Source organism: Marinobacter sp. UBA2498 (assembly GCF_002341575.1).
Classification (GTDB): domain Bacteria; phylum Pseudomonadota; class Gammaproteobacteria; order Pseudomonadales; family Oleiphilaceae; genus Marinobacter; species Marinobacter manganoxydans.
In genome coordinates, this window is record NZ_DDOI01000158.1 from 31,638 (window position 1) to 37,876 (window position 6,239).

Annotated in this window: 6 protein-coding genes; 2 read left to right on the forward strand and 4 right to left on the reverse strand. The window is 57.4% G+C overall.

Annotated elements, in window-relative coordinates; all coding sequences use genetic code 11:
- A partial coding sequence (polA, locus tag B2W52_RS22100) for a DNA polymerase I (RefSeq protein WP_286804095.1) occupies positions 1–1,699 on the forward strand: 1,699 nt, incomplete at its 5' end.
- Between the two features lie 232 nt (positions 1,700–1,931).
- On the forward strand, positions 1,932–2,306 hold the full coding sequence (locus tag B2W52_RS22105) for a hypothetical protein (protein WP_273046231.1): 375 nt from the start codon (positions 1,932–1,934) through the stop codon (positions 2,304–2,306).
- A gap of 20 nt (positions 2,307–2,326) precedes the next feature.
- On the opposite strand, the gene B2W52_RS22110 is transcribed toward B2W52_RS22105, so the two are convergent.
- The 4 genes from B2W52_RS22110 to B2W52_RS22125 form a co-directional block, all read right to left on the reverse strand.
- Positions 2,327–3,487, reverse strand: coding sequence for an OmpP1/FadL family transporter (locus B2W52_RS22110; RefSeq protein WP_273073161.1), 1,161 nt, complete (start codon positions 3,485–3,487; stop codon positions 2,327–2,329).
- Positions 3,424–3,792: an outer membrane protein transport protein gene (locus B2W52_RS22115; RefSeq protein ID WP_273073160.1), complete on the reverse strand. Its 369-nt coding sequence runs from the start codon at positions 3,790–3,792 to the stop codon at positions 3,424–3,426. The genes B2W52_RS22110 and B2W52_RS22115 overlap by 64 nt, the downstream gene beginning before the upstream one ends.
- Before the next feature lie 119 nt (positions 3,793–3,911).
- Entirely contained in the window at positions 3,912–5,033 is a 1,122-nt protein-coding gene (locus tag B2W52_RS22120; protein WP_104323360.1) for a PilT/PilU family type 4a pilus ATPase, read from the reverse strand.
- A 218-nt stretch (positions 5,034–5,251) separates the two neighbouring features.
- A partial coding sequence (locus B2W52_RS22125) for a type IV pilus twitching motility protein PilT (RefSeq protein ID WP_286804096.1) occupies positions 5,252–6,239 on the reverse strand: 988 nt, incomplete at its 5' end.

Consider the following 6,239-nt stretch of genomic DNA (forward strand, 5'->3'; position numbering starts at 1 on the left):
GAATGCCGAGATCGTCGGTGTGTCTTTCGCCATCGAACCCGGCGAGGCCGCCTATGTCCCCCTGGGGCACGACTATATGGGCGCTCCCGAGCAGCTGGATCGTGACGAGGTCCTTAATCAGCTCAAGCCGCTGCTTGAGGATCCCGGCCTGGCCAAGGTCGGCCAGAACCTGAAGTACGACAAGAACGTACTGGCTAACCATGGCATTACCCTGGAGGGCATTGCCGAAGACACCATGCTGGAATCCTACGTGCTGAATTCTGTCGCTACCCGGCACGACATGGACAGCCTTGCCATGTATTACCTGGGCGAGAAGACCATCAGCTTCGAATCCATTGCCGGCAAAGGCGCGAAACAGCTCACCTTCAACCAGATCGAATTGGAAAAGGCCGCACCCTATGCCGCCGAAGACGCAGACATCACCCTGCGCCTGCACCAGACCCTGAGACCAAAACTGAAGGAAACCGGGAAACTGGCCTCGGTCTACGAAGACATCGATTTGCCTCTGGTGCCGGTACTGTCGCGCATGGAGCAGCGCGGTACCCTGATCAGCGCCAGCACCCTGCGAAAGCACAGCCAGGAACTGGCAGAGCGCATGGCGGAACTGGAAAAAGAAGCCCACGACGTCGCCGGCGAGACCTTTAACCTGGGTTCCACCAAGCAGCTGCAGGCGATCTTCTACGACAAGATGGGCCTGCCGGTGGTGAAGAAAACCCCCAAGGGCGCGCCATCAACGGCGGAACCGGTACTGCAGGAACTCGCCCATGAATACGAGCTGCCGCGCCTGATCCTTGAACACCGCAGCCTGAGCAAGCTGAAGTCTACATACACCGACACCCTGCCGGAGCTGATTCACCATCGCACCGGCCGTGTGCACACTTCCTACCATCAAGCCGTCACCGCCACCGGTCGACTGTCGTCCTCCGAGCCCAACCTCCAGAATATCCCCATTCGCAGCGAGCAGGGCCGCCGTATACGGCAGGCGTTTATCGCACCCGAGGGTTACAAGCTGGTGGCTGCCGACTACTCCCAGATCGAGCTGCGGATCATGGCTCACCTCTCGGGGGACAAGGGACTGCTGAAAGCGTTTGAGAAGGGCGAAGACATCCACAAGGCCACCGCCTCGGAAGTCTTCGGTGTCAGCCTTGAGGAGGTGTCTTCAGACCAGCGCCGCAGCGCCAAGGCCATCAACTTCGGCCTGATCTACGGCATGTCCGCCTTTGGCCTGTCCCGGCAACTGGACGTTGAGCGCAGACTCGCCCAGCAATACATCGACCGTTATTTCGAACGCTACCCCGGCGTTCTGCAGTACATGGACAACATCCGCAAACAGGCCCACGACGATGGTTTCGTCGAAACCCTGTTCGGCCGCCGCCTGTACCTGCCGGAAATCAACGCCCGCAACAAACAGCTGCAGCAGGCGGCCGAGCGCACCGCGATCAACGCTCCCATGCAGGGCACAGCCGCCGACATCATCAAACGAGCGATGGTGGATGTGGAGAATTGGCTGCTCAAGGAACACGCCGATGAGGCCCGCATGACCATGCAGGTTCACGATGAACTGATCCTGGAAGTGAAGGAATCGGCCCTTGACAAGATCCGGTCAGGCCTGGAGCAGCGCATGTCCGCAGCAGCTGAACTGGATGTGCCACTCCTGGTGGAAGCCGGAGCTGGTGACAACTGGGACGAGGCGCACTGATTCGACCCAGAAAAGGGCATGGATGCCCGAAAATGCACCGAAATTGACCGCAATATCCACCGCCTGGTCTGCTCTCAAGTCCCGCGGCTCCAAGGCAGGCCGCGGGCACTACCTCCCGGCGAAATACCACCGTCACGGCACGATATTCGCTACATAATCAGAGTCGGCGCCCTGACCCAACACGCACTTCGGGCAGCGCCATGCTGTGACATCCATCTCCGAGGCTCATACCATGACTTCTCTGGCATCTGAACGTAGCTGGCTGCTGGATCCCAGCGTGCTGAAACTGGTTCACCAGTGCCGCCGCCTGATTCACACGGAATTCGGCGTCAAACTGCACCTCACGGAAGAGCATCTGGACCAACAACTGGCCGAATACGCCCGAAAAACCCGCTCCACCCAACTGATCCGCACCTGGGAAACGCTGAAAGAACAGGTTCCACAGCTGAATATCGAACCGGAGGAAGAAGACGACGGTTTGAAGCGCAACTATCGGGGACAGGTGATTGCGGATGCCCCGACGGCATCAGTGCAGGACCACGAGGAGGGAGAAATCGACCAGCCACGGAAGAAAAAGGTCATCTACCGTGGCCAGGTGGTTGGCTGACCAGCCAGGTTTGCAGGGGCTTAGAAGGACTTGCTTACCTCGATTGCAGCACTCCAGGCGCTTAGGTCATATTCTGCGCTGTAGTAACTCGGGTCTTCCGCACCATTTGATAAACGTGCGACCTGATCCGGGTTCTCGTGCTGGTAATTGCGTTCGATGAAACTCGGATCGTCAGTGAACAAGAGAGTACCTACTGCGGCATCGACTGCCCAGCCACTCTGTGCGTCTTTCCACTGCGCACCTAAAGTCAGCCAATGGCGATCACTGGAAGGAATCCGAGCAGTAAGATATTGATCTACAGGCGATTCATCCCACGCATAGCCGGCTTTCAGAGCCCACTGAGGGGTTGCTTGCCAAACGCTGCCCAAATTGAACTGCCAAGTGTTCTTCCACTTTTCTGTAACGTGCGTTATAGGATCTCCCGAAATTGAAGAAATCTGGCCGTTACCACCTTCACGACTGTAGATATCCAGCTCCTCAAAACGACTCCAACGAGCATAAGTCGCGCCTGCCAATATCGTGACATCGTCCAATAACTGATGACGTATGTCAAAAGTCGCACTTTCGGGAATTGCCAGAGGCACCTCTACCTTCTCACTTAACGTGGTGCTCATACCTGGCTGACCGGGCACAGGAAAGTTGCGGATCTCCGCATCACCCTTCAAATTTAACTCCGTGCCAGTCTGCGCCGTGAGGCCCAACTGGGTTCGATCCGTGAGTTCATAAAGAAACCCAACACGGAAAGTCACAGCGATATCGTCGCCTTCTATGTCGGCATATGGATCCTGAGCAGCGCTGACCGCCTGGCGAGCAATCTGGTCTGCCTGCTGCGGTGAAGCGCCGCCTAGTTGAGCCTGCTCTGATGCAGTCTGGTATATCCGGCCAGCCAGGTCCTGATAGCGGGTCAGACGGCCCTCCGCATAGATCACATTCAGACCGACACCCATGGACAATCCCTGACCATTGCTGACCGATACTGAGGGCGTAAAGGCGATGGCAGTGAGTTCAGTTTCGTCAGCGAAATAACGACCAACAAAATCATCTTCGTAGTCTGCTGCCAGACCATAAGGCGCGTGCACACCAAAACCGACGTCGATGGACTCACTTACCTCATGCGTCAGATAAAGATTGGGTAGGATTGCTGGATCTGCGATATCGCCGCCCCGGGTACCGTCGGCCATAATAGGTGCAGGTCCAGGGAGGTTTCTCCGGGCTTCAGCACCCTCTTTTGCCTCAGCATCAATACCAGAACCGCCGCACCAAAGGAAATATTGGTGCCAGACAGCTGGCTCATCCCGGCAGGGTTGAACAGAACCGTGGTCGCGTTCTCGGGGTTGGCAGCGGCGCCGGCGTTGGCGGTGCCCATGGCGCTGGCGCTCTGCTCATTCAGGGAAAAGCCGCCTGCCAGCGCGCTGGCTGGTGCGGCGAGCGCCGCGAGGGTGGTAAAACGTACAGCTCGTGTAAGCATTGAAGATCGGTGTTGCATGGTATCTCCTTGTTGAATCGCTCGGAGTATACGCACCACCCCTTACTGGCCTCAAATGCCATTCCTAACGGTTTGGGGCGCTAACTTTCTACGACCAAAGTCTAATTATGATCCAGCCGTCAGTCATCCTGGATTGAAAGCTTATCAACCGAGGAAGACAGTTTATCGGCCCCCTGGGCATCCGCCCCCAGCTTGATCATCAGACGCAGGTCGTTGGCAGAATCGGCATGAGCCAGGGCGTCCTCGTAGGTAATCGACCCTTCTGCATAGAGCTGATAAAGCGCCTGATCAAAGGTCTGCATGCCGGATTCGTTGGATTTGGACATCAGCTCTTTCAGCCGGTGTACCTCGCCCTTCCGGATCAGGTCCGACACCAGCGGGGTATTGATCAGCACCTCGATAACCGCCTTCCGGCCCTTGCCGTCCGGCGTTGGCACCAGCTGCTGGGCCACGATGGCCTTGAGGTTCAGGGAGAGGTCCATCCAGATCTGGTTATGCTGTTCCGGAGGGAAGAACTGGATAATCCGGTCCAGCGCCTGGTTCGCGTTGTTGGCGTGCAGGGTGGCCAGACACAGGTGACCGGTCTCGGCGAATTGCACGGAATATTCCATGGTCTGCCGGGTACGAACCTCACCGATCAGAATAACGTCTGGTGCCTGGCGCAGGGTGTTCTTCAGGGCCACTTCAAAGCTCTCGGTGTCGATACCCACCTCGCGCTGGGTGACGATACAACCCTGATGCTGGTGCACGAATTCGATCGGGTCTTCGATGGAAATGATGTGGCCACGGCTGTTGCGGTTACGATGCCCGAGCATGGCCGCAAGGGACGTAGACTTGCCGGTACCGGTAGCGCCCACGAACATGATCAGGCCACGCTTGGTCATGGCCAGTTCCTTGATCACTTCCGGCAGCGACAGATCGTCGATTTGCGGGATCTTTACCTCGATCCGGCGCAGCACCATGCCACACAGGTTACGCTGGAAGAATGCGGATACCCGGAACCGGCCAATGCCCCGGGCACTGATTGCAAAGTTACACTCGTGGGTTTCCTCAAACTCGGCGCGCTGCTTGTCATTCATGGAGCCGTAGACAAACTCCCTCGTCTGCTCCGGCGTCAACGCGTTCTTGGTCACCGGGAGTACTTTCCCGTTCACCTTCATGCTCGGTGGCACACCCGCTGTAATAAACAGGTCTGAACCGCCCTTTTCCACCATCAGCCGTAACAGTTTTTCGAATTCCATTTTTTGTACCCAGCCTTCATCGTTTGGTGCCTGGGCGGGGCGGGTACAGCTTCCCGGGACACGCTGTGAATACGTCCATGTACGCTTGACTGCAGCATCCATGCTGCAGACAGTCCCGGGAAGCTGTACCCGCCCCACCCGTCAAACCATATTCGGGGAGTCTGACTGATTCCCCTTTGCTCCCGGCACCGATAATTCAGTTTCAGGAGCAAACCAGATTAAAAGTTGTCAGGCATCTTGGCCTTGGCCCGCGCTGCTTCTCGGGAAATAAGCCCTTTCTGCAGCAGCCGCTCGAGGCACTGATCCAGCGTTTGCATGCCCAGGGAACCACCGGTCTGGATTGATGAGTACATCTGGGCAATCTTGTCTTCCCGAATCAGGTTCCGGATGGCCGAGGTGCCGATCATGATCTCGTGGGCCGCAATCCGGCCGCCGCCCATTTTTTTCATCAGGGTCTGGGAAATAACCGCCTGCAGGGATTCCGACAGCATCGACCGCACCATGGACTTTTCTTCCGCCGGGAATACATCGACTACACGGTCAATGGTCTTGGCAGCGGAGGTGGTGTGCAGGGTGCCGAACACAAGGTGGCCCGTCTCGGCTGCCGTCAGCGCCAGACGGATGGTTTCCAGATCCCGGAGCTCACCGACCAGAATGATGTCGGGGTCTTCCCGCAGGGCTGAGCGCAATGCTTCGTTGAAACCCAGGGTATCCCGATGGACTTCCCGCTGGTTAACCAGGCATTTCTTGGAGTCGTGTACGAATTCGATGGGGTCTTCAATGGTAAGCACGTGTTCGTAGCGGGTGTCGTTGATGTAATCGATCATCGCTGCCAGCGTGGTGGACTTACCGGAACCGGTCGGCCCGGTCACCAGCACCAGCCCCCGGGGCACCGAAGACACGTCCTTGAACACCTGGCCCATGCCCAGGTCTTCCATGGTCAGAACCTTGGAGGGGATGGTCCGGAATACAGCGCCGGCACCACGGTTCTGGTTAAAGGCGTTGACACGGAAACGGGCAACACCCGGAACTTCGAAGGAGAAGTCGGTTTCCAGGAATTCCTCGTAGTCCTTACGCTGCTTGTCGTTCATGATGTCGTAGATCAGCCCGTGGACTTCTTTGTGTTCCATGGGCGGCAGGTTGATGCGGCGTACATCACCATCAACACGAATCATCGGGGGCAGACCGGCAGAGAGGTGCAAGTCA